The organism is Methanobrevibacter olleyae (genome assembly GCF_900114585.1).
GTDB classification, from domain to species: Archaea; Methanobacteriota; Methanobacteria; order Methanobacteriales; family Methanobacteriaceae; genus Methanobrevibacter; species Methanobrevibacter olleyae.
The window spans coordinates 1-22,650 of record NZ_FOTL01000035.1; the positions used below are offsets into that span (position 1 = coordinate 1).

The following is a 22,650-nucleotide window of genomic DNA, read 5'->3' on the forward strand; positions in this document are numbered from 1 at the left end:
TAAATAAAAATCAAACAATTTTTTAAGAAAAAATTCTAAAAACCACTACTTTTTATTAAAAAAATTTTCAAATCAACAAAGTTTTTGAAAGAGCCACAAAACATTATTTAATTATTTTTTTATATTATAAAATATAAATATAATTGTGTTATATTATTATTTTAACCTAATGTAAATTATTATTTTAAGATTAACTTAATTAAACTAATTTAATCAATTAACTAAATTATTTATAAAAATTACGGAGTTTTTATTTATGAAAACAGAAGAAATCATTGATATTGAAGATAAATATTTCATCAATACATTTAATAGAGTTCCAATTGTACTTGATCATGGCGAAGGTGTTAAAGTATGGGATATTGAGGATAAGGAATATTTGGACTTTTTAGCTGGGATTGCTGTAAACTGTTTAGGTCATAATCATCCTAAACTTGTAGGTGCTATTCAAGAACAAGCAGAAAAATTAATTCATATTTCAAGTATTTATTATAATGAACCTGCTACTGTTTATGCTAAAAGATTGGTAGATGCAACTTGCTTTGATAGAATTTTCTTTGCAAATTCTGGTGCTGAAGCTAATGAAGGAGCAATTAAATTAGCTTTAAAATACAGTGGCAAAAGTGAAGTATTATTCTGTGGAGATTCTTTTCATGGAAGAACTTTCTTAACTTTATCTGTAACAGATCATCCAGAATACAGTGCTCCTTATGTTAAAAACTTACCTAAGGGATTTAAAAAAGTTGAATTTGCTAATTTAGAAAGTGTAGCTGAAGCTATTACTGATGAAACTGCAGCTATTATTATCGAACCAGTTCAAGGTGAAGGTGGAGTACATATAGCTACAGAAGAGTTTTACAAAGGTTTAAATGACTTATGTAAAGAAAAAGGTGTACTTATTATTGTAGATGAAGTTCAATCCGGCTTTGGAAGATGTGGTGCTTTATTTGCTCATGAATTATTTGGATTAAAACCTGATATAATGACTGTAGCTAAAGGTATTGGTGGAGGATTCCCAATGGCTGCATTTTTAGCAACTGAGGAAGTAGCTACTGGTTTTGTACCAGGGGATCATGGTACTACTTTTGCTGGAAGTCCACTTGCAGGTGCAGCAGCTAATGCTGTTTTTGATGTATTTGAAGAGGAAAACCTTGTAGAACATAGTAAGGAAATGGGTGAATACTTCATCCAAAAATTATCTAGATTAAAGGACAAATATGACTTTATTGATGATGTAAGAGGTGTTGGACTTTTAGTTGGTATTGAACTCAACTTTGAATGCGGTGATTTAGTTGGCAAAATGCTTGAAGAAGGATTTTTAATCAACTCTACAGCAGGAAATGTATTAAGATTTGCACCACCTCTTATAGTTAAAAAAGCAGAAATTGATGCTTTAATTGATGCATTAGATAAAGTATTTGATTCGCTGTAGAATTTATAAAGTTTTAAAACTTAATCTTATTTTTAAAAAACAAGATTAAGATTTTATCTTTTTTTAAATTTCAAAATTCTTTTTTTCTAAAGTATATTTTAAAGAACCAGTAAGCATTTCATCTTCATAAAATTCCTTTAATTCTTCTTTATTTGCCCATTTAAAATCATCGTGTTCGTCACTTAGTTGAACTTCACCGGAGATTATTTCAAGACTCATTATCAATTGAATAGTATTAATAAATTTATGAGTTCTACGGTTTTTAAATCTATCTTCCACTGCTTCAAATAAACCTTCAATTTTTACTTTTAGATTTGTTTCTTCCTTTAATTCCCTAACTAATGCATCATCGAAGAACTCTCCAGGGTCTACTTTACCTCCTGGAAGTTCCCATTTATGGGGATTATTTTTTGATTTAGGATGTCTTCTAAGGACTAATATTTTATCTTCTTTTCTAACTAGTCCCCTTACAGTTAATCCCCAATCTTTACTGTTTGCCATTTTATCACTTCTCTTATATTTAATTATTTTTTATTTTGTTTCATTATTCTAATTGTATTATTAATTTTTTTTGTTTTTTTGTTTTGTTTCATTATTCTAATTATATTGTTAATTTTTTTGTTTCATTATTCAATTGTATTATTTATCTCTATAAATCACTGCTCTTTCTGCGGATTTTCCAAAGAAATGATAGCCAGATCCTCCCTCACTAATTATATCTAATAATTCATCTGCATCTGTTACAACTATTCCTCCAGTCATAGTTACTCCCTTTTTAAAGAAAATATCTGGAATCATACTTGCAGTTGGACCTGTAACAAGGATATCTGCACCATCCTTTGCAATTTCAAGAAGATGTGATAAAGTGCCATTAAGTACAGTAACACCTGTAATAACAAGTAAATCCGCATCTGGTACATATTTATCTGCTTCTTCTGCAGGTGCGTAGAATGGCATTTCTCTTTCTTTTAAAGTATGTGGGTCTTGTTCTAGTACTCTAAAATCACTTCCATTTGCTATTAGTTTTTTAAGCATTGGTATAAGTGCACCTACAACAACAGCTTTATCGTATTTTTTAACATCAATTTCATCAAATGCATCAACAGACATTATTGGCTTATAATTAGTATTTGTTTCTAATTCTCCTTTTTCTTCTAATTCCCAAATATAATTACTTAAAGCATTAAGTGTAGCTATTCCAAGAGTTCTTCTTAAAACATTATCACAGAAAATATCATCTAAATATTGACTAACTGGAACTCCAGATAATTTTCCAGAAAGTGGCATAATCATAGCTGAACTTGGACAGCATACAGCTTCTGGCATCTCTTTAACTGGAGTAAAACACAATCCTCCATGACCTGTTGATATTTTTACACCAGAGAAGAATAATCCAAACACGGCTCTTTCTACCATAATATTATCTATTTTATTTTCTAATTTTTCAAGTACAAGTTTTACAGTATCTTTTAATAAATCCTCCATTTTATCACCTTTAGGGATTTGTTTTTAAATATAATTTTATAAATTTTTTTATTATATATGATTATTTTTTATTATATTTAAATAATTTTTCAATGTATTGGTTTTTATTAGTCAGAGATTTATTTTCATTAAATAATTTTATATATTAGTTTAAATAAATATTTATTGAAAACTTATTTTCAGATTATTATATATAATTATAACTTTTATTACATGGAGGCTCAAGATGGATTTAAATATAAAGATAAATGATAAAGGTCATTTAGATATTGGTGGTGCTGATGTATGTGATCTTGTAGAACAGTATGGTACTCCTATCTATGTAATTGATGAAGATAGAATAAGGGATAACTACAACAGATTTTACAATGCTTTTACTAAATTTTATCCTAAATTTAAAGTATTCTATGCATGTAAAGCAAATACAAATATTGCAGTTTTAAAAATCCTTGAAGAAGAGGGATGTTGTATTGATGCGGTATCTCCTGGAGAAGTGTACATATGCAAAAAAATGGGATTTTCTGGGGATAGAATATTATTCACTGGTAACAATATCAGAAATGATGAAATGGATTATGTAAACAGTGAAAATGTAATATTAAATATTGATTCTGTATCTGCACTTAAAAGATTAGCAGAAAGTATCAATCCACAAGGTAAAAAAATCTCATTTAGAGTAAACCCTATGGTAGGTGCTGGTCACCACGGCCACTGTATTACTGGTGGAGAAATGAGCAAGTTCGGTATTATGGAAACTGAAGCTGTAGAAATTTATAAATTAGCTAAAGAACTAGGATTTGAACCTATAGGTATGCATTCTCACATTGGTTCAGGTATTCTTGATCCAGAGCCATTTAAATTAGCTATTGAATCTACTATGAATATTGCAGGTAAAGTTCACAAAGAGGCAGGTATTGACTTTGAATTCATTGACTTCGGTGGAGGAGTCGGAATTCCATACACTCCAGAAGAAGAGCTATTGGACTTAGAGAACTTTGCAGAAGAAAATATGAAATTGTTCAAAGAGAAATTAGAAGAATTTGATATGGGAGAACCTACTTTATACCTTGAACCTGGCAGATACATTGTAGGAGATGCTTCTGTAATTTTAGTGGAAGTAAACAGTGTAAAAAAGAGCTACAGGAAATTTATTGGTGTAGATGCTGGATTTAATACTTTACTTAGACCTGCTATGTATGATTCTTACCATCACATTGTAGTAGCTAATAAAATGAATGAAAAAGCTAGTCAAAAAGTAGATATTGCTGGAAATATTTGTGAATCTGGAGACTTATTTGCAAGAGACAGACCTCTTCCAGATATTGAAGAAGGAGATATTTTAGGAATTTTAAATGTAGGTGCATATGGTTACACTATGGCATCTAACTATAACTCAAGACCGTTACCAGCAGAGGTTCTTGTTAAAAATGGAGAATCCTTTGTAATTCGTGAATCACAAAGCTTTGATGACATTTTTGAAAAACAATCTATTCCAGAGCACCTAAAATAAGTCTTTGGAATTAAATTAATAATTAAAAATACTATTGTGATGATATTATGGTGGATTTAAAAGGTTTGAAATTCTCTAAAATGCATGGTATTGGTAATGATTTTCCCATTATTGATGAAAGTAGTGGGGAAGTGATTCCTGAAGCTGATAAAGCTGAAGCTTGCAGAATTCTCTGCCATAGGCACTTTGGTGTAGGTGGAGATGGGGTATTATTTGTTGTACCTTCTGAAGTAGCTGATATTGGATACAGAATGTTTAATCCAGATGGATCTGAAGCAGAAATGTGTGGAAATGGTATTCGTTGTTTTGGAGATTTTGTTTACAGAAATAAGATAGTAGAAAAAGAAACAATGACTGTTGAAACTAAATCCGGCATTAAAACTATTGAAATTACTTTAGAAGATGGTGAACCTATACTTTTTAAAGTAAATATGGGTAAATCTACATTTAAATCAGAAGAAATACCGATGATTGCAGATAGTGAAGAGTTTGTTGATGGTGAGATTGAAGTGATTGACACTAGTTTTAAAGCAAGCTGTGTCAATGTTGGAAATCCTCATGTAATCTTGTTTGTTGATGATGTTGATGCAATAGATATTGATAAATATGGCCCAGCTATTGAATGTCATGAAATTTTCCCAGAGAAGATTAATGTTCATTTTGTTGAAGTAATTAGCAAAAATGAAGGAAAAATGAGAACTTGGGAAAGAGGTGCTGGAGTTACTCTTGCATGTGGTACTGGTGCAACTTCTACAGCTCTTGCTGGCGTAAAATTAGCTCATTTTGATAAAGAGATTCTTCTTCACTTACCTGGTGGAGATTTAGAGTTTGAAGTCTATGAAGAGGAAGGTAAACTTGGAGCATACATGAAAGGGCCTGCAACATTAGTATTTAATGCCGAAATTCAATAATATTTTTTATTTTTTATTTTAAATAATTTTAATGGAATTTATTTTTTAAATTCTTCACTTTTTAGTTTTTTTTTAAGTTATGCCCTGTTAATGGTGTTTTTTTATCTTCATTTTGTCATCTATAATTAGCTATATTTAAATTTTATAAGCATTAATCAAAACAATCTCTTCAAAGAAAAATCTTTCGCTTTTAACTATTTCTGCAATAAATCCATTTTTATCAAAGAGGTCTAAGGTCTTATCATTATCAGATAATGAGGATTGAATTATTTGAACAATTCCTTTATCATTTAAATGATTGGAGACTTGATTTAAAAACCTATCTATAACTTTTCTTCCATCTAATCCTCCATCAAATGCATAATTTAAATCATCATTGACAATATCATCTGTATCGGTAGGGAGATATGGGGTATTAAATAGTATAACATCAAACTTTTTATCTTTTACAGGTTCAAACAGATCTCCAAACTCTAATTTAATTGTGCTTATATTGTTGAGTTTGAAGTTTTTCTCTGCAAGTTCAAGTGCATTATAATTGATATCAGTTGCTGTAATGTCATCTGTCAGTAGACTTGCATACATAGAAACAAGGCCAGATCCAGTTCCTATTTCAAGTACACTTTCCCCTTCTTTAATTTCAAGGTTTTCAGCTAAAAGAAAAGTATCATCTGAAGGAAAATATACTAAATCATCTCTTTCTATTTTAAATTTTCCTATTTTCATGCTTTTACCTATTGATAATGCTCAGTTTAAGTATAAATTTAACTTTTATATAATTTTTTAATTTTTATAAGTGGTCTTTTAGAAGTATAGATAATTCCATTATACTCTCTGGAGATAAATTAATTGTTCTTTCTAAGAGCAATTCTTTAAATTTAGGATTTTTATCCTCTAAATGCTTTAAAACAGATTTTAATTCCTTTTTATCTTTAAAACCAATCATATGTCTTGAGTCAATAAGTGCATTTTTTGATTTTTTATTTCTATGTTGGAACAATGCTTTAACTACTTTTGAATAGATTTTATAGCTTTCATCATTTATTTTGAATTCTTCTCCATCTATTTTAATAGTTTTAATATCCTTTGGTTTTAATTGAATCACTGATGAATCTACTTTAGGACTTGGAATAAATGATTCTGGAGAAACTTTAGTTAAAAATTTAACGTCTGCTTTAAAGTATAACATAGCAGAAAGTCTTGAATATTGTTTTGTTCCAACTTTACCATTCATTCTATCTGCAAATTCTTTCTGATACATTAAAATAGCAAGGTCGAATTTGTGTTTTAAGAATTTAAAACTAATTGGTGAAGATATTTGATAAGGTAAGTTAGATACAATTTTGTTAAATTCGGGAAAATCTACTTTAACTGCATCTTCATTGATTAATTCAATGTTATCAATACCTTCTCTTTCTAAACGTTTCTTTAAAATATTAAAAATAGTAGCATCTTGCTCAATAGCTATTACTTTTTTAGCATTTTTAGCAAGTTCAATAGTTAGTGTTCCTATTCCAGGGCCAATTTCTAAAACAATATCCTCTTTTGAGAGTTTTGCATATTTGATGATTTTCTTTCTTTTGAAATCATCTATAAGGTAATTTTGACCTAAATTTTTATTTAATATAATTCCATTTTCTTGTAAGATTTGTTTAGTCTCTTTAGCTAAGGATAATTTAGTTTTTTCACTCAATTAATCACCTTTTTAGCTATTTAAAATAGTATTTTTAATCTCTTGTATTAGAAAAATTAATTATATATTAAAAATAGAAATGAGTTTTAAAACTCTTAATTGTTTTTAGAGTTTTTTACTCATATAAATTTATTCTTTATTTTCAGAAGTCTTAGGTTTATTAGTTCTGTATTTATTATTTTTATTAGGTTTTCTACCTTTGCTTCTATTATTCCTATTGTTTCTTCCTCTATTACTTCTTTTCTTTCTATTAGAAGGGTGTCTATTAGGAATTTGGGTAAACATGTAATATTTATTTTTACCTCTTTTAACTTGAGTGGTATCTAATTCCAGCCTTACCCTTTTTGCAATTATGTCTGCAGGATCTCCAAGAAGAGGAACTCTTTCTTTTAAATCTTCAAAGCTTTTAAAAGGTTCTTTTTTACGTTCTTCTAAAATCATTTGGGTGTGTTTTTTACCAATTCCTGGGATTAACTCTAATTTATGCATTTTAATATTAAGAGAATCGACTTCATTAAAGAATTTTATATAAATGTCTTCTTTAGTGGAGATAATTTCTTTAATTGCATATTCTAATTCGATTCTACTAGTTGCAGTTAAGTTTTCAAAGTCTAATAGTCCTTTAACTCTATTTACTTTATCCCTTTTCCCAGAGCCTATATAGACTTTGTCATGAATATCTAAATCAATACCATCTTTAGGTGTAACTTCGATTAATGTGAATTTGTCTACTCCAATAGCTTGAGCAACAGGTTTGCCATGGGCAGCTGGTCTTTCTGGATTTACATACCCAAATTTAAGATAATCTAAAATAATAATGTACTCTTCTTTTTTTGGATTTGGATTATCAATGTTTGGATTATCCATATTTTCACCTCATATCTATTTAATTTCCTTTATTAGCTTAAGCAAATTATTCTTTGCTATTATTTACGACTTTTAGTATAATATTTTATATTTTATTAATATATTTAATTTTTAATATAGTATTAGTATATCTTTATTTTATTAATATTTATAATTTTATTCTTTTTTATTAAAAATAGTTAAATTGTAAATAATTTTTCTTTTAAGTATTAATTTTTTAAAAATAGGAATAGTTAAAAATAATTTAATTATTTATCAATTAATATTAATTTTTATTTATTAATTAATATTTATTTATTAATTATTATTAATATTTATTTATTAATTATTATTAATATTTATTTATTAATTAATATTAATTTTTATTTATCAAATAATATTAATTTTGAAAAATAGAAAAGTGTAAAAATAGCTATATAATTTTATAAAAAAATAGTTAAAAGTAGTAAAAATTGTTTAAAAAGTAATTTAATCGTCATTGAAGAAGAAAAATAGAAAAATAGAAAAATATAATGAATAAAAGAGATTTATTCTAATAAATCATCTTTAATATCGTATTTTTCTAAAATTTCAAGAATTTCCTTCATTTCATCATTTGAAGGAGCATTTCTTTCTTTAGCGAAAATTAATCTTAAATCAGCCATGTCTCTTGGTACAATATCTGCTACACGAACAGCTTGTTTATAATCAACATAAGCTTCAAGTTCTTCGATTAATTTTTCACCATCTTCAAGGGAAAGTTTTGTTAGACTAGTTGCATGAGCTAAAGTTAAATTTTGTTCATAGCTAAGTTCATGCTTTTCAGAGAACTCTTCAAGAATTTCTTTTACTTTAGCTGCAGGTATTGGTTCACTTTCTAATGTTTTTTTCCCAATCATTGTACTCACTCTTGTAATTTTAAATGTTCCGGAGTAACAATTAACTCTTTAGCTTTATTACCATCGTTTAATGTAAGGAGGTAAGCTTTACCTTTTTTACCTACAACTTTTGCAGTTTTTCCATGGAATCTGGAATGTGGTTGACCCTTTTGAATACTTGGGTCGATGATAATATGAACTAAATCATCATTTTTAAATTGTTGAATTTTTCTAGTAATTGGATTTGCACGACCAGGTCTTACTCTTTTGGTCAATTTTTTTCTACTTCTACTTTTAAATCCTCTGGATCTTTGCATTTTTATACCTCTTTAATATTTAATAGTGTATCAAAATATAAAACCCATCATTTTATATCTTTTTAAATAGCTAGTAGCTTAATTATAATACTCAAGTTAAATATTATTAGCTTAAGCCCTTCGGTTTAGCTACCCTGTAAAAGCCAATATATAAGTTTTAATTTAGACTTAGCTCTAATTCTAGGTTTAATTGATTAAAACATATCTAAATTTTATATATTAAAAGAAAAAATTAATCAAAAATATTATAAAATTAATATTAAAATAAATTTTAATGACTAGATTTCAGCATATACTCTAATCTTCTATTTTTGATAATATTATAATATATCACTTAAGATATTAATAAAGTTATTGTTTTTTAAATAATTTTATAACTTTAGAAAAATAATTTGTATTGTTAAAATAGTTTTTCATGATTTATTTAATTCCAACTTCAATAACATCAAGCTCTGCACAAATAGCTTCTGTATTAAGAACTTCACTTACACTTGGGCGAGATCTACCTTCGTCTGATGAGATTAGTTCTTTGATATACAAGCCACCTTCTGTTTTAATAATCATTTCAAAGGTTTTTGAATCAATAAACTTAGCTTCAATACTTTTAACTTCCTTTTCTCTAATCTTATCAGCTCTTCTATGTGAAACCCTTATTGGAGTTCTTTGCTGAATCATATTAAGAGATTGAAGTTTATCAAGGTCTTCTTCAGTGATGCTATCCTCACATTTAACAAGGGCTCTATAAACTTTAAAAGTCTCTGGTGATGAGACTTTAATTTCAGCTTTCCTTTTTCTTTGTGTAAATTTAAGATTTAAGTATTCTGTTTTACCTTTAGCTAGTTCAGCAACTTCTTCGGATATTTTATCTAAGTTTATTTTTCTTATTTTAGGTTCTTTTATCTCAAGTACAAATGGTCTACCTGTACCTAACATTCTAACATCAATGTCTTCCCTTCCAGCACCATGGAATTTAGCCTCATAAGCTTGTGCATGCTTTAAAACAGTTTCAGATAAAAGTTCTTCAACAGATTCCATGTATTGTTTACCTGTGAAATTACACTCTTCACACCCTCTACCTTTACATTTTCTACATGGCCATTTAGTTTGGGGAATTCCTCTAATAAGCTTTTTATATCTTCCTTCAATAAAAATAGGATTGATTTGAAGCCTAACTTTTATCGGATTTTCAATATTCTCTTTAAGTATTCTTCTAAAATCAACCATTACAAGAACATCTTCCCTATCAAAATCAACACTTTGTTCTAGATTAGCTTCAAGTAATTTACCTATTTCTCTGTTGACTTCTTTTTTTATGATTTCAACATCAAAATCAAATTCATCACTTATTTCATGGTCTTTTTCCACTATTTCTTTAGCTAATTTACAACCTACAACAAAAGTATCAAAGTTAAGCTTAATCGATTCTATCTTTTCATTTACTAAATCAAGAACTTTAGAATTAATGTCTTCAAATATATCATTACAAATTAGACATTTTTCATCTTCATTATCTTCATCGCTCTCATTATAAGTGTAAGGTTCAAGATTAAGTGCTTTTCTTATCTTAATGCCTCTATCTTCATTTCCATTTCCTTCAACACAATCTGAGAATTTACGTCCAAGGCAATGATTACAGATTTTTCCATTTGTATAATTTATTAATTGGCTTGCTTTATTTAGTATCTCTTGATTCATTAAATTCCTCATTGAAAAAATAATTTAAATTTATAATTTTATGTAATTTGAAAGTGCTAATTATAATTTTATATAATTTAAAGTGATAAGTATGATTTTTTTTTAAAAATAGTTAAAAAAGAAAAAGCTAATGGTATTATTTCATAAATTGGCCAACGAGTCTATTCATAGCTCCTCCGCCCATTCCTCTACGTCCAATACCTTTCATAGCTTTTTTAGTGTTGTTATAATATTTTAATAATTCTTTTACATCATTTTCATCAACACCAGAACCTCTTGCAATTCTTGTAATACGGGAATGTTTGATGATTTTTGGATTTTTCATCTCTTCATCAGTCATAGAATACATGATAATTTTAAATGAATTGATTTTATCTTCAGTCATTTGACTTGCTTCTTTAGGTACCTTAGCACCTAAACCTGGAATCATATTCATCACTTGTTGCATAGGCCCCATACTATTCATCATTTCAAACTGATTTTTCATATCTTCAAGTGTAAATTTACCACTAAGCATATTGTTCATGGTTTTAGTTGCTTTATCCTCATCAATAACCTCTTCAGCTTTTTCTATAAGGCTTCTAATATCTCCCATACCCAATAATCTTGAGATAAATCTTTCAGGATCAAATGCTTCAAATTCATCAATACGTTCACCAGTACCAATAAATTTAATTGGTGCACCAGTTTCAGCTACTGCAGAAAGAGCTCCTCCTCCCTTTGCAGTACCATCTAATTTTGAAATAATAATAGAACCAATATCGGTTGCTTGTGAAAATGCTTTTGCCTGTTCTCCTGCTTGCTGTCCTATTGTACCATCAATAACAAGGATAGATTCATCTGGTTCAATGATTTTATCTAACTTGTTCATCTCTTCAATTAAATCATCTTCATTTTTATGTCTACCTGCAGTATCAAAGATAATGATTTTTTGATTTTTAAATTGTTTCAGACCCTTCTCAGCAAGGTCTAAGGCATCTTTATTTTCTGGATCTCCATAAAGCTGGATTTGCATTTCTTCAGTTAACTGTTTTAACTGTTCATATGCTGCAGGTCTCCATGTGTCAGTACATACAACTGCTGGAGAGAAACCCTTTCTTTGTAAATATTTACATAATTTACCAATGGTGGTGGTTTTACCACTACCTTGTAATCCTAAGAATAATATTTTAAATGGTTTTTTATTAATTTCAAGCTCTTTTGCTTCATTTCCAAGTAAATTAACCATTTCTTCATAGATAATTGTAATTACATGTTCTCTTGGTGTAATTCCTTTAGGTGGTTCTTCATTAAGAGCACGATTTTCGATTGTTTTTGACAATTTTAAAACAAGCTGGATATTTACGTCTGATTGAATTAAAGCTCTTTGAATATCTTTAACTACTTCTTTTACAACTTTTTTGTCAATAACACTCATTCCAGCTAATTTTTTCATAGTGTTTGTAAGGTTTTCTCCTAAACTTCCTAGCATTGACATAATATCTTTTTCCTATTTTTAGATATAATATAATAATAGTGACTTCTTAAATTCTAATTTTTTTATTTTTTATAAATTGTTTTAGTTATTTAAAACATATTAATAGTTTATTTTATAAATTTTGTTTTAGTTGTTTAAAACATATTAATAGTTTATCTTATTAACTTTAATGTATAAATTAATATTATATAAAAATTTATTTATCTTTTATTATAAAATTATTGATATAGATATAAAATTTTAATTAAAAAAATTTAATCTAAAAAATTTTAATATTAAATAATTTCATTTAAATTTAATCTAAAAAATTATATTAAATAATTTCATTTAAATTTAATTTAAAATTTTAATTTAGTTATGGATTTTTAACTAAAAATATTTTAATAAATATTATAGTAGTATTGAGGCTTAAAAATGCTTGAAAAATTAGTAGAATCATTAAGAAATGCACCAGTTGTTAAAAAAGGAGATTATGATTATTTTGTACATGGTATCAGTGATGGAATACCTGCATTAAATCCAAAAGTTTTAAAAGAAATTTCTGAAGTTTTAGATGAACAATTAGATCTATCTAAAATTGATAAAATTGTAGGTGTTGAAGCGATGGGTATTCACATTGCAACTGCTTTATCTTTAGAAACTGGCCTTCCCTTTGTTATTATCCGTAAAAGACAATATGGCCTACCTGAAGAACATGAAATCTTAAAACATACTGCTTATGAAACCTCTAAATTATATATCAATGACTTAAAAGAAGGAGATAATATTCTTTTAGTTGATGATGTAGTAAGTACTGGAGGAACTCTCACTGCTGTAATTAATGAATTAAAATCTATTGGTGTTAATTTAGTTGACACTGTTGTAGTTGTAGAAAAAGGTGAAGGTAAAAGTATTGTTGAGGAAGCAACTGGTGAAGAAATTAAAACCCTTGTAAAATTAGATGTTGTTGATGGAAAAGTTTTAGCTGATTCATTATTATAATTTACAAAGTTTTTATTTTAATTATTTGGTTTTTATTATTTTATTTTTTTTTATTTTAGATTGCTTTTTCAAGATTAAAATCTCTAAACTGGATTTTAACTCTTTTTGTTATTTAGTAAATTATTATTCATTATTAGTTGATAAAATGGCATTATATGATATGGAACTTAAGAGAGTTATTAAGAAAATCAACTCTCTCAATGTAAAGAATGTAGGTTTACAGTTTCCTGAGGGACTTAAGATGCAAGCTGTAGCTATTGCTCGTGAGATTGAAAAACAAACAGAAGCTACTGTGATTATATCTGCTGATCCTTGTTTTGGGGCATGTGATGTTTCTGATAGGAAAATGAAGGGAATTGTAGATTTCATTGTTCATTATGGACATACTCCTCTTCCAATTAAATATAGTATTCCTACAATGTTTATAGAAGCTAAAGCTAATGTGAATTTAAAAGAATATTTAGAGGAATCTTTAGAATTATTACAAGATTATTCTAAAGTAGCTATTGCAACAACAGCACAACACTTACATTTACTTGATGAAATCGTTGACTTTTTAGAGGATAATGGCAAAGAAGTTGTTATTGGCTCTTCAAGAAGCACAAGGAAAGGTCAGGTTTTAGGTTGTAATTTTGCTTCTGTAAAAAATTTAGGTGCTGAAGTTTATCTATTCATTGGAAGTGGCAATTTTCATCCTTTAGGAATTTATTTATTTACTAAAGCTCCAGTTTTAGCTATTGATCCTTATAGTGGAGATATTCGTGAAATGAGTGCTTATGCAGATAGAATTTTAAGAATTAGATTTGCAAGAATAGTTAAAGCAGGGGAAGTTAAAAAATGGGGGATCATTGTTTCTTCTAAAGAAGGACAATATAGGATGAAATTAGCTAAAGAAACTAAAAAAATCCTTGAAGATGAGGGAATGGAAGCTTATATTTTACTTATGGATAATGTTAATCCCGATGTTTTACTTCATTATATGGAACTTGAAGGATTTGTGGTAACTGCATGTCCAAGAATAGCTATTGATGATTCTCAAATGTATAAAAAACCTGTTATAACTCCTAAAGAGTTAGAGATTGTTTTAAATAAAAGAGAGTGGGAAAAATATCAATTAGATGAAATACTATTTGAAGACCGTTATTATCAATAAATTTTTTTATTATTTCATACATTCTTGCATTGTTTTTGCATTGTTTTTTATATTTCATCTGTTTTATTTAAATTAAAATATTTGATTATTTTAAAATTTTTTCTAAAAACCGAATTTTTTATATATTACTAAAAAACATAAATAATTTACATATAAATAATTGATGAAATTATGGATGAAAATTTATTTCAAATTTATTTTCATATATTTTTATAAATAAATTTTATAAACGGAGCTATAAAATTTATATTTTTGGATTAATTGTCCTATTTTATAAAGGGAGTTATAGAATTTATATTTTTGGATTAATTGTCCTATTTTATAAATGGAATTATAAAATTTTAAATTAAGGTTTTAGTGCCTATTTATGAGGTGTAGAGATGAAAATAGAATCTGGAGATTTTGTAATGCCTGGTGATTTTTTAAGTGTAAGTGAAAAATTTTTACCAGGTCAAGGTGCATATGAAGATTATGGAAGTGTTAAATCCGGTGTTCCTGGAAATGTATTAGTAGATGAAGAAGAAAAGGAAATCTCTGTTATTTCAAAATCTGGTGGTCCAAACTTATTAAAAGTTGGAGATATTGTATACGGTGAAATAAAAGATGTACGTGGTCAGAGAGCTTTAGTAAGCATATATGCTAAAAAAGGAACTAATCGTGAATTAGCTCTACCTTATATGGCAGCTATTCATATTTCTCAAGTAACTCCTAGTTATATTGACAAACTTACTGATGCTTTCAGAATTGGTGATTTAATTGAAGCAAAAGTGGTTAAAATAATGGGAGATAACCTTGATTTAAACACCGAAGATATTGGTTTGGGTGTTGTAAAAGCTATGTGTACTAGATGTAGAACTTTTATGGATCCTTGTAATGAATCTGAAGTTTATTGTCCAGTATGTGATAGAAAAGAAAAAAGAAAAGTTTCTAAAAATTATGATTATTAATTTTTAAATATTTCATTAAAATTGAAATATTAAAAATATAAGTATATTATTTAAAATTATTTAGTTATTCATTTAATGTTTTAAGGAAAAGATAACATGGAAATTGAAGTTGTAAAAGATAGCAAATTAGAACTCGAAATGATTATTCATGGAGAAAATCACTCCCTTTGTAATGTTTTAAGAAAATATCTTATGGAAGATGATGATGTAGAATATGCAGTTTATGGTATCGATCACCCTCTTACTGGTGAACCTATCATGACTATTAAAACTAAAAGAACAAAAAGACCTAGAGATTCTCTTTTAAGAGCTGCTAAAAGATTAAAAGAAGAAGCTGCTGAATTTAAAGAATCAATTGGAAATATTTAATCCAAGCTTTTTAGCTCCAAGTTTTTTAGCTTTCTGCCAAGCTTTTTAGCCTTCGGCTAAAAACCTTGACCAAAATTTTTTCTATTTTTTTTTATTTTAGATTGTTTTTTCAGGATTAAAATCTCTAAACTGGATTTTAACTCTTCTTTATTATTTAGTAAATTATTTTATTTTTATTTTAGTTTATAGACTTTTTACAGATTAAAGCATAATTTATTTAATTTATTTAATTTATTTAATTTATTTAGGGTGATAATATTAAATATAAAATTCCATCATTAACTGTTGATGTATTTATTTTTAATGATGAAAATCATTTTATACTTATTAAAAGGAAAAATGAACCTTTTAAAGATTATTGGGCTTTACCTGGTGGATTTGTCGATTATGGTGAAACAACTGAGTCTGCAGCTATTAGAGAAGCAAAAGAAGAAACATCTATTGATGTTGATTTAATTAAATTATTTAATGTTTACTCAGATCCAGACCGTGATCCAAGAGGCCACACAGTCACTATATTCTATTTAGCACATGGCAATCTTGCTGATGCAAAAGCAGATGATGATGCTAAAGAAATTGCTAAATTTTCATTTGATGATTTAGATTCTTTGGATATTGCATTTGATCATAGAATGATTTTAAATGAAGTAAAAGATTATTTATTTAGTGAAAATTAGTATTAATTTTTATCATTTATTTTTATCATTTTTTTAATTTAATCTTTAGTTTATTTTTAGTTTATTTTTTATTAAATTTTTCTCATTTTTTTTATATAATTTATTCTATTAATTTTTTAAATAATAATCATCAAAATATCATCAAAATTTTTTCTAAATTTAACAAATTTTCAATAATTTTTTTTCTAAAAATTATAAATTTTTTACTATTTTTTAATCTACTTAATATTTGTTTTTATTATTATTTTTTACCAAATTTTTACAATTTTTCCTAATTTTTAGGCGTTTTTTACACTATTTTTAAATTAAGTTTAAATAATATGACTTAATAAAATTTATTTATAAGTATGATTTGAAAAAGTTTAATCATTTACGAAATTTATAAAACTTAAATTTTAAAATTTTCACTAAGTTGAAATTATTAATAATGTAAATGTTTCTCACGGTTATAATTATTGGAGATTATAATCATTGTTTATTCGTGTTGAAATTTAATAGTTTAAAAAATTTTTTAATTTCTGTTTTTAAAGAGTAGTGTTATTAATTATTGGAGGTTAATTGATGGAATTTTGTCCAAAATGTGGTGGTATGATTCTTCCTCAAGAAGTAGGTGATGAGGATGAAAAGAAAATTGTGTTAAAATGTTCCACATGTGGTTATGATTCATCTGAAGTGGATAAAACTGAATATTCTGTTGATAAAAAAGTAGAATCTAAAGAAACTGTTATAATAAGAGGAGATGAGAGTGGTTTACGTTCTACTGTAAGAGAAATATGTCCTAAATGTGGACATGATCGTGCTTCCTATGAATTACTTCAAACCCGCAGTGCTGATGAAGCACCAACCCGTTTCTTCACTTGTGAAAAATGTAATCATAAATGGAGAGGATATGATTAGTTTTATTTAATAATTAATCATAACTAATTAATTATAATTTTAAGATATTATAGTTATAATTATTTAATTTTAGTTTTTATTTTAGCTTTATTAATTAATATTTTATATTTATTCTTTATTTAATATTATCTTAATATTAATTTAATATTATCTAAAGCGATTTTACTAAGAGTATTATGGTGTGTTAAATTGAGTTTGAGTGAGTATTCTTAGTATTTTTAAGTAAGGAGATAAAATGTCTAATTCAAAAAATGGTAATTTAGAAGATGTTTCTAATGGAAATGATGAATCCGCTCCCAGAGCTAATGATTCAAATCATAATAAAAAAACTAGGTTTAATAAATCTAAATCTATCTCAGAAATTTTTAAAGAATTAGAATTTGGGGATAGTGAAGAAGATATGGATTCCTCTAATAGTTTTAATAATGATTCTTCTGTAGATGAGATTATACCTATTCATAATGAATATAAAGATTTAGAAAAATCTGATGCTTTAGCTGAAGATTCTCTTGAAGGAGGAGTAATTATAAATAATGATTCAGATGATTCAATTGAAGCAAATATTAAAAAATCAACTGAAACTGAAGATTATAATGTTGATTCTATAGAAGGTACTGATTTTATTAGTGGTGAAAGGCATTCTGATGAATTTAGTGAAGAATTTATTGATAGTATTGAAGATATGGATGATGAAGATTCTCTTATCACAGGAAAAAATGGGGATAATGTATTAGCAGATGGAAATATAGAAGAAAAAATTGGCAAATCCTCTGCTCAAGGTGTTTTGATAAATAATGGGGATAAATCTTCTGATTCTGATAAATCTTTAGATGTTTTAGATTCTTCTACAATTCTTACTGCTGTTGGTTTTATTGTAGGATTGGGAATTTTAATTATAGGAATAAGTTACTATGCTTCAAGTTCTGATAGAGTTGTAGATAATGTTTTATCTGGTGAAACTGCAGGGCTTGCTATATTCTTAATTATTATTGGTCTTATTATTATTGGATTTTCTTTATTAAAATTCTTATCTTCTTCAAGGTCTTCGTTGATTATTGATACCTTTAATAGTATTAAAAGTATTGATTATGATGAAGTAAACGAGGAGACTATTTCTCGTGATGATTTTGATGCTATCTTTGGCATTCTAAAAAGAAAAAAAGATTCTAATTTTTCTGATAATGATAAAAAGGACAAATCTGTTGATTCCTCTAAAGATTTATTTGAGAAGGACCAAGAAGAAAAAGTTTCTGATGATGATATCGATTCTTTATATTCTAAATCAAATTTAACATCTCAAAAAAATCAATCTTCTTTTAAAAAGCATGAAAATGCTAGTTCAACAGAAGTTTCTGATGATAACGATGATGAAGCTGATGAGATAATTCCTATTCATTCCAAACTAAACGAACAATCTGATGACTCTACTTTAGAAGATAAGTATCTTAAATATGACTTTGAAGATGATTCTAGTGATGATTTTGATTTAGTTGATGAGGATGAAGATGGGGTTGTTGGTTCTGTTGATGGCTTTGATTTAGTTGATGAGGATGAAGATGGGGTTGTTGGTTCTGTTGATGGCTTTGATTTAGTTGATGAGGAATCTGTAGATATAGTTGAAGAAGAATTTGAAGATAATATTGAATATAATCTCCTTGAGGAAGATTATATTGATGATGATGTTAATTCTAATTTAGAGGTTGAAAAAATGGATGGCTTAGAAGATAAGTATGCTAAATATGATTTTGATGATGAACCTAATGATGTGGAAGAGTCTGGTCTTTCTAAACCTAAATTTAAGAAATCGGTTGATTTATCAAAATTTGAAAAAGAACCTATAAATGATGAGGAATTAGCAGAGGAAAAAAGAAAAGCTCAAGAGATATTAGCAGAGAAAAAAAGAAGAATAGTTGAAAGTACTAGCTTTGATAATAATTTAAGAAAAAAAATGATTTTTCTTAAATTTTATTTTTTCTTTTATATTCTTTTAAAATATTTAGTATTGATTTTTTATTTATTCTATTTTCAAACCCAAACTTTAAAAAAGTTTGATTAAAATTTTTTAATCAATATTTAAAAAGGTATTTTTACTATTTTCTATTTTTAAGAACTTTTTTAACTATTCTTACTATTTTAAATATTTTTTTTAAATTTTTTCATTTTTTTTAGTATAAATTTTTAAAATAAAATGTCTTTTGATTAGATTTATAAATGATTAATTACTATATTATAATATAATAAAATAATAAATTTTATTGAATTTTTTAAAAATTAAATGATGCATTATTTTTATAAATTATTTATAAATAAAATATCTAAAGCTTAATAAAAAGCTTATTTTAATTTATAAAATAAATAATCAATGCTTAAAATTAAATCAAGAGTTGATTTTTAATGTTTAAAGCTGAGTTAAGTGATTCAAGTATTTTAAAAACCAGTTTTGATGCTATTTCATCTATTGTAGATGAAGTACAAATCCAAACTGATAGTGAAGGTTTTCGTTTAGATGCCTTAGATCGTAGTCATATTACTTTTGTTCATCTAGAATTAAAATCTAGTTTATTCGATGAGTTTATTTGTGATGAACCAGAAAAAATTAATATTGACACTGATGAGTTAATGAAAGTATTAAAACGTTCTAAAGCTAATGATCGTGTTTTAATGTCATTAGATGAAGGAAATCTTATTCTCACTTTTGTTGGTGAAGCTACAAGAACTTTTAAAATTAGATTAATTGACATTGAATATGATTCTCCTGCACCTCCTTCATTAGATTATCCTACAGAATTTGAGATTCCTTTCACACTTTTAAAAGACTCAATTCAAGATATGGATATTTTTTCTGATAAAATCACTTTAATGGTTGATCAAGAAAACTTCTATACATCTGCTGAAGGTGAATTTGGAGATGCAAATATTGAATATTTACATGGTGAAAAAATAGATACTAAAGCTAAATCTGTTTTCTCTTTAGAAAAAATTAGAGAAATGCTTAAAGCAGATAGATTCTCTGAAATTGCTACTATTTATCTTGGAAATGACATGCCATTAACACTTAGTCTTAAAATGGTATCTGAAGATGGGGAACTTAGTTTCTTACTTGCTCCAAGAATAGAATCTGAAGACTAAATGATTTAGCTTTTAATAAATTAATTTTTTTAAATTAATTTATTCCTATTTTTTTATAAATTTTTCATAATTAAGCTATTAATGCTATTAAAATGCCATTAGCTTTATACACATTAGCTTTATACACATTAACTTTATACATTATTAACTTTATTAAAAGGATTAGTTGTTGTAAAAATATGTTGATTATTAGTGGTAATCTTAGATTTTGATTTTGTTTTTAAATTTAGATGATTCTTATGCAAGGTGACTTTTTTCAAGTATTACGTAAAGTTCAAAAGGAAGAACGTAATAAATCTTCTCTATCAAGAGTAGAAAATGATTTTTATAAACAATTACGTGATTATATTAAAAACCTAGAACATTCTGTAGCTAATGACCCTTTTGGAAATGAACAATTATTATTAAATAATGCTCAAAGAATTGCTACTGAAATCTGTGAGCTAAGAGAATCTAAAATTACTAAAGCTGCTAATAACAATATTTACAGATCTTTTCTTTTATTTAAAAAAGACAATCCTCAATTTGACTTATTAGATACAACTCCATTAAATCTTACAGATGAGGAAGAAACTTTATATTTCTCTTTAATGGATTCCCTTAAAAATCATAGATATAGAATCTCTTTAGATGAATATAGTGAAGAAGGTACTATTGAAGATGATTTTGAAGAGAAAGATCATGATGGGGAAGGCACTTTTGTAGAAGATTCTTATGGAGAATCAAAAAAACCTAAAGTTTTAAAAAGTTCTAATTCTAATATTTCTGATGATTTAGAAATTTCTAATACCTTCGGTGAGTCTAATCAAGAAGATACAAGTTCTATTCAAGAAGAAGTTTCTACTAGTTTTAATAGTTCAAATGATCTTGAAGTTGATAATTCTGATGAAGTTTTATCTAGATTAAATCAAATTAAAGATGCTAAAGTAGTTACGGATGAAAAGTATGAGCCTATTGATAAGCAAGTAGCTAATCAAAAGTATCCAAGTCAAAAAACCGATATAAATCAAGAATCTAATCCTCAGGTAGATGCTCAGGATGTTCAAGATTCTAATCCTCAGGTAGATGCTCAGGATGTTCAAGATTCTAATCCTCAGGTAGATGCTCAGGATGTTCAAGAATCTAGTTTTAAAGCTGAAACTCAAGAAAATATTAAACCTAAGAGTGAAGAAAGCTCTAAACAAGCGGGGTTTATTTCTAATAATGTAGATGACATCTTCAAAAATCCAGATAGTCAATTTGTAGATTTAGATAAATTAGAACAGAATTATAATGATGATTATTATAATTCAATAGTTGCAGAATCTAATTATGCACCTCCAGGTGATGATGACTTTAATATGATTTTTGCAAAACCTAAAAAACCCAAATCTAATCAAATTAAATCTGATGAAGCTAAAAAGCTAAATGATAATATTAAATATAAATCAGATGATAAAGCTGAATCAACACAATCTGATTTAGGATTTTCATCTGGCCTTGATGTAAAAGATGGAAAACTTAGTCAAACTGATGGTTTTAATGAAGCTATGGAAAGCACTAAAAAAGAAACTCCTAAAAAAGTAGTTGATAAAACGATGGGAGGATTATTTGCTAAAGAGGAAATAGAAAATACTACAGTTATTATTAGTGAAAATATTGATGAAATTGTAGGTATTGATGAGAAGGTTTATGGCCCTTTCTTAGCAAATGATGTAGTTATTTTACCAAACATAACTGCACAAATTCTCATTGACAACAATAAAGCAGTTTTAGTTAAACACTAAAATTTCTATTTTTCATTTTTTTAACTTATTTAGTTAAACATTAAAACTTAATTTTTAATTTATTTAGCTAAAAAATAAAAATTAATTTTTTACTTATTTTTTTTATTGTATATTTCAAACTTTGTTTGTGAACTTAGTTAAGTTTTCGGCTCTTTCAAAAACTTTGTTGATTTGAAAATTTTTTTAATAAAAAGTAGTGGTTTTTAGAATTTTTTCTTAAAAAATTGTTTGATTTTTATTTAAAAATAGTAAAATTTAATAAAGAGTTGGAGCAAAGTTTTTTTCATGATAAAACAAAAAACAATTGCTCCAAATAGTATTTTAGATGTTGAACAATATATATTTTGCGATTTTAATGATGATTTTGTTCTTTCAAATCCTCATTTTGTAAGATTATTTAATTCTTGTCGTGAAGTTTTTAAATCTTTTGATTTAATTTTTAAAAAGGATGTTCCTTATTTTAGGATGAATTATGCTAGATGTCCTT

The 22,650-nt window shown here is 26.7% G+C and carries 22 protein-coding genes; 13 read left to right on the forward strand and 9 right to left on the reverse strand.

The window, feature by feature from the left end:
- Positions 1 to 256: 256 nt before the first annotated feature.
- A complete protein-coding gene (locus BM020_RS08320) occupies positions 257 to 1,432 on the forward strand; it encodes an aspartate aminotransferase family protein (protein ID WP_067148094.1) in 1,176 nt (391 codons plus the stop codon).
- Positions 1,433 to 1,495: 63 nt separating this feature from the next.
- On the opposite strand, the gene BM020_RS08325 is transcribed toward BM020_RS08320, so the two are convergent.
- Positions 1,496 to 1,933 (reverse strand): NUDIX hydrolase, encoded by a 438-nt coding sequence (locus tag BM020_RS08325; RefSeq protein ID WP_067148090.1) that lies wholly within the window; start codon positions 1,931 to 1,933, stop codon positions 1,496 to 1,498.
- A 138-nt stretch (positions 1,934 to 2,071) separates the two neighbouring features.
- On the reverse strand, positions 2,072 to 2,917 hold the full coding sequence (locus tag BM020_RS08330) for a DUF364 domain-containing protein (RefSeq protein ID WP_067148087.1): 846 nt from the start codon (positions 2,915 to 2,917) through the stop codon (positions 2,072 to 2,074).
- Positions 2,918 to 3,143: 226 nt separating this feature from the next.
- On the opposite strand from BM020_RS08330, the gene lysA reads away from it, so the two are divergent.
- Together lysA and dapF are read left to right on the forward strand one after the other, a co-directional pair.
- Positions 3,144 to 4,427 carry a diaminopimelate decarboxylase gene (gene lysA / locus BM020_RS08335; RefSeq protein ID WP_067148084.1) on the forward strand — a complete coding sequence of 428 codons (1,284 nt, stop codon included), beginning with the start codon at positions 3,144 to 3,146 and terminating at the stop codon, positions 4,425 to 4,427.
- A gap of 50 nt (positions 4,428 to 4,477) precedes the next feature.
- Positions 4,478 to 5,338, forward strand: coding sequence for a diaminopimelate epimerase (gene dapF, locus BM020_RS08340; protein WP_082762239.1), 861 nt, complete (start codon positions 4,478 to 4,480; stop codon positions 5,336 to 5,338).
- Positions 5,339 to 5,473: 135 nt separating this feature from the next.
- Here dapF and BM020_RS08345 read toward each other — a convergent pair whose 3' ends face one another.
- From BM020_RS08345 to BM020_RS08375, 7 genes are all read right to left on the reverse strand, one after another.
- The gene (locus BM020_RS08345; protein WP_067148078.1) at positions 5,474 to 6,064 is read right to left on the reverse strand and encodes a HemK2/MTQ2 family protein methyltransferase; all 591 of its coding nucleotides are present in this window, start codon (positions 6,062 to 6,064) and stop codon (positions 5,474 to 5,476) included.
- 64 nt (positions 6,065 to 6,128) lie between these two features.
- Positions 6,129 to 7,031 carry a 16S rRNA (adenine(1518)-N(6)/adenine(1519)-N(6))-dimethyltransferase RsmA gene (gene rsmA / locus BM020_RS08350; protein WP_067148075.1) on the reverse strand — a complete coding sequence of 301 codons (903 nt, stop codon included), beginning with the start codon at positions 7,029 to 7,031 and terminating at the stop codon, positions 6,129 to 6,131.
- A gap of 129 nt (positions 7,032 to 7,160) precedes the next feature.
- Positions 7,161 to 7,898 (reverse strand): DUF655 domain-containing protein, encoded by a 738-nt coding sequence (locus tag BM020_RS08355; protein WP_067148072.1) that lies wholly within the window; start codon positions 7,896 to 7,898, stop codon positions 7,161 to 7,163.
- Between the two features lie 527 nt (positions 7,899 to 8,425).
- On the reverse strand, positions 8,426 to 8,776 hold the full coding sequence (locus BM020_RS08360) for an RNA polymerase Rpb4 family protein (RefSeq protein WP_067148069.1): 351 nt from the start codon (positions 8,774 to 8,776) through the stop codon (positions 8,426 to 8,428).
- Between the two features lie 5 nt (positions 8,777 to 8,781).
- On the reverse strand, positions 8,782 to 9,072 hold the full coding sequence (locus tag BM020_RS08365) for a 50S ribosomal protein L21e (RefSeq protein WP_067148066.1): 291 nt from the start codon (positions 9,070 to 9,072) through the stop codon (positions 8,782 to 8,784).
- 420 nt (positions 9,073 to 9,492) lie between these two features.
- Positions 9,493 to 10,767 (reverse strand): tRNA pseudouridine(54/55) synthase Pus10, encoded by a 1,275-nt coding sequence (locus BM020_RS08370; protein ID WP_083405396.1) that lies wholly within the window; start codon positions 10,765 to 10,767, stop codon positions 9,493 to 9,495.
- A gap of 136 nt (positions 10,768 to 10,903) precedes the next feature.
- Positions 10,904 to 12,244, reverse strand: a complete 1,341-nt coding sequence (locus tag BM020_RS08375) for a signal recognition particle protein Srp54 (protein ID WP_200781261.1) — start codon at positions 12,242 to 12,244, stop codon at positions 10,904 to 10,906.
- Between the two features lie 414 nt (positions 12,245 to 12,658).
- Between BM020_RS08375 and hpt the strand changes: the two genes are divergently transcribed.
- The 10 genes from hpt to BM020_RS08425 all read left to right on the forward strand — a co-directional run.
- Positions 12,659 to 13,225: a hypoxanthine/guanine phosphoribosyltransferase gene (hpt, locus tag BM020_RS08380; RefSeq protein WP_067148061.1), complete on the forward strand. Its 567-nt coding sequence runs from the start codon at positions 12,659 to 12,661 to the stop codon at positions 13,223 to 13,225.
- A 145-nt stretch (positions 13,226 to 13,370) separates the two neighbouring features.
- Entirely contained in the window at positions 13,371 to 14,378 is a 1,008-nt protein-coding gene (gene dph2, locus BM020_RS08385; RefSeq protein WP_067148058.1) for a diphthamide biosynthesis enzyme Dph2, read from the forward strand.
- A 380-nt stretch (positions 14,379 to 14,758) separates the two neighbouring features.
- The gene (locus BM020_RS08390) at positions 14,759 to 15,325 is read left to right on the forward strand and encodes an exosome complex RNA-binding protein Csl4 (protein ID WP_067148055.1); all 567 of its coding nucleotides are present in this window, start codon (positions 14,759 to 14,761) and stop codon (positions 15,323 to 15,325) included.
- A gap of 96 nt (positions 15,326 to 15,421) precedes the next feature.
- Positions 15,422 to 15,694 (forward strand): DNA-directed RNA polymerase subunit L, encoded by a 273-nt coding sequence (locus tag BM020_RS08395; protein ID WP_067148052.1) that lies wholly within the window; start codon positions 15,422 to 15,424, stop codon positions 15,692 to 15,694.
- Between the two features lie 257 nt (positions 15,695 to 15,951).
- A complete protein-coding gene (locus tag BM020_RS08400; RefSeq protein ID WP_074798876.1) occupies positions 15,952 to 16,371 on the forward strand; it encodes an NUDIX domain-containing protein in 420 nt (139 codons plus the stop codon).
- Positions 16,372 to 16,932: 561 nt separating this feature from the next.
- Positions 16,933 to 17,268: a transcription factor S gene (locus BM020_RS08405; RefSeq protein ID WP_082762175.1), complete on the forward strand. Its 336-nt coding sequence runs from the start codon at positions 16,933 to 16,935 to the stop codon at positions 17,266 to 17,268.
- A gap of 235 nt (positions 17,269 to 17,503) precedes the next feature.
- The gene (locus BM020_RS08410; RefSeq protein WP_074798873.1) at positions 17,504 to 19,324 is read left to right on the forward strand and encodes a hypothetical protein; all 1,821 of its coding nucleotides are present in this window, start codon (positions 17,504 to 17,506) and stop codon (positions 19,322 to 19,324) included.
- A gap of 338 nt (positions 19,325 to 19,662) precedes the next feature.
- On the forward strand, positions 19,663 to 20,397 hold the full coding sequence (gene pcn, locus BM020_RS08415) for a proliferating cell nuclear antigen (pcna) (protein WP_067148042.1): 735 nt from the start codon (positions 19,663 to 19,665) through the stop codon (positions 20,395 to 20,397).
- A gap of 239 nt (positions 20,398 to 20,636) precedes the next feature.
- Positions 20,637 to 22,163, forward strand: coding sequence for a DNA replication complex subunit Gins51 (locus BM020_RS08420; protein ID WP_143743985.1), 1,527 nt, complete (start codon positions 20,637 to 20,639; stop codon positions 22,161 to 22,163).
- 285 nt (positions 22,164 to 22,448) lie between these two features.
- A partial coding sequence (locus BM020_RS08425) for a hypothetical protein (protein ID WP_143743986.1) occupies positions 22,449 to 22,650 on the forward strand: 202 nt, incomplete at its 3' end.